The sequence below is a fragment of the Pseudomonas lundensis genome, assembly GCF_001042985.1.
In the GTDB taxonomy this organism is placed as follows: domain Bacteria; phylum Pseudomonadota; class Gammaproteobacteria; order Pseudomonadales; family Pseudomonadaceae; genus Aquipseudomonas; species Aquipseudomonas lundensis.
The window spans coordinates 1-2,019 of record NZ_JYKY01000064.1 but is presented as its reverse complement, the minus strand read 5'-3'; the positions used below and the strand labels follow the sequence as shown (position 1 = coordinate 2,019).

At 56.1% G+C, this 2,019-nt stretch carries 2 protein-coding genes; both read right to left on the bottom strand.

The window, feature by feature from the left end; genetic code table 11:
* Positions 1-45: 45 nt before the first annotated feature.
* The gene (tnpC, locus tag TU74_RS22835; RefSeq protein WP_048377745.1) at positions 46-1,557 is read right to left on the bottom strand and encodes an IS66 family transposase; all 1,512 of its coding nucleotides are present in this window, start codon (positions 1,555-1,557) and stop codon (positions 46-48) included.
* 18 nt (positions 1,558-1,575) lie between these two features.
* Complete coding sequence (gene tnpB / locus TU74_RS22830; RefSeq protein ID WP_048377744.1) at positions 1,576-1,935, bottom strand: IS66 family insertion sequence element accessory protein TnpB; 360 nt, start codon at positions 1,933-1,935, stop codon at positions 1,576-1,578.
* Positions 1,936-2,019: the final 84 nt, after the last annotated feature.

Sequence of the window (2,019 nt, the reverse complement as noted above, 5' to 3'; positions counted from 1 at the left end):
GTAAGCGCTCCATAAACCCCACTTGGCTAAAGATGGGTAAAGCGTTTAGCTGTGAAGTCGAGGTTCGCAGTTCCACGGCAGCAAGGCTTCGTAATCCTCTACCGATGTCGCCGTTGGCAAACGTTCAAGTGCGTGGCGCAGCCACGCATAAGGTTCCTGGCCGTTGGCTTTGGCAGTCTCGACCAGGCTGTACAGTTGAGCACTGGCCGTGGCGCCCTTGGGCGTGTCGCTAAACAGCCAGTTCTTTCTTCCGATCACGAAGGGGCGGATCGCGCGTTCTGCCGCGTTGTTGTCCATCGGCAAATACCCTTCCTCGACGTATCGCTCCAGCTTGCTCCAGTTACTTGCGAGGTAATTGATGGCTTTGCCCAAGGCATTCTGAGCGGTGACCTGTGGCTGCGTCTTTTCGATCCAGCTTTTCAACTGAGCCAGTATCGGCAGGCTATGTTCGTGACGGCCGATTTTACGATCAGCGTCGCTACTGGCCTTCAAGTCGCGTTCGATCCCATACAGCTTGTTGATCAGGTTCAGCGCGATATCGGCACGCCCCGTTTTACCTTTGGGCTGCACTTTCTGTGCTTCAACAAACTTGCGTCGAGCATGCGCCCAGCAGCCTAGACGCTCGACTCCGGTTTGGGCGCCCAAGGCGTTGTAACCGGCGTAATCATCGGTCATTACGTAACCGCGATAACCCTCGAGCAGGCGCATTGGCACCTCCTGCGCCCGGCTGGTGGAGTAGTCAAAAAGGATTACCGGCCTATCCGGTGGGCCGCCGGTTTGCACCCACATCCAGGACTGGCTGCTCGGTTCTCGATCTGGTTCTTTCAGCACTTGCACGCGTGTTTCGTCGCAGTGGATGACGCGGCTTTCCAGTAGCCGGTCGCGCATCAAATTCAGCAGCGGCTGGAAGTGTTCGCCGCACTGGATAACCCAGCGCGCCAAGGTCTGGCGTGGGATATCGATACCGTGGCGACCCAACACTTTTTCAAATCGATGAAGCGGTAAACCGTCAACGTATTTGGTAGTCAGCAACATCGCCAGAACGCTGGGGCTGGCCATGCTCTTTTCAATCAGTTGAGCTGGCTTGTCTGCTGTGACGGGTGCCGTTTCGCAGTCGCGGCAGCCATAGACTTTACGAACATGCTTGATGACCCGGATCTGCATCGGCACGATTTCAAGCTGCTCGCTGACTTCCTCGCCAATGGCGTGTTTGCGGCAGCCGCAGACGCAAGTCAGTTCATGCTCGGGAAGTTCGTGGATGACTTCGATGCGCGGCAGGTCGGCAGGCAGTGGCTTGCGTTTGCCACGGCGCTTAGCGGGGGTGACAACCTCTTCTTCAGCATTTTCGTCGATAGCTTCGACGACGCTTTCGGCTTCGTTGAAGAGCGCCAACTGCGGTGTGGCCGGATCGGCTGTTTGCTCGGACTTGCGTCCGAACAAGCGCTGGCGCAGCAATGCGTTCTCTTCTTCTAGAAAACCGACCCGCGACTGCATCTTCGCAAGCATTTGCTTGAGCAGTTGGAGATCGTCGGGAAGGTTGTCGGGCATGGATTTCATGCCCTGAATTATACCGAATCAAGCCACGAATCGCGGCGTCAAAACCTGATGGGGGCGGTTACGCCAGAGGTCAAAACCGTCGAGCAGCCAGTTCAGTTCCTGAACGTTCAGGACAATCGCCTCGTCGGTGGCATCGGGCGATGTTTTGAATCGCTCCGATTCCAGGCGTTTGAGCCAAAGGCAGAAGCCGTTGCGCTCCCAGTACAAGATTTTCACTCGGTTGCGCGGCTTGTTGAGGAAAACGAAAAGTACCGGGTCGAACACGGCAACCTTGATATCCAGTTCGACCAGAGCAGCCAGTCCGTCGATGGATTTTCGAAAGTCCACAGGTTTGGGGTAGAGGTACACTTTTTCGACTTTGGCGTCGGGTCGCATCATGATCTCAGGGCTCCTGAGAGAATCGGGAGCCCAGCATCTGGCATTAGCTTAGTGCTTTGAATGTGGGGTTCATGGAGCGGTTAC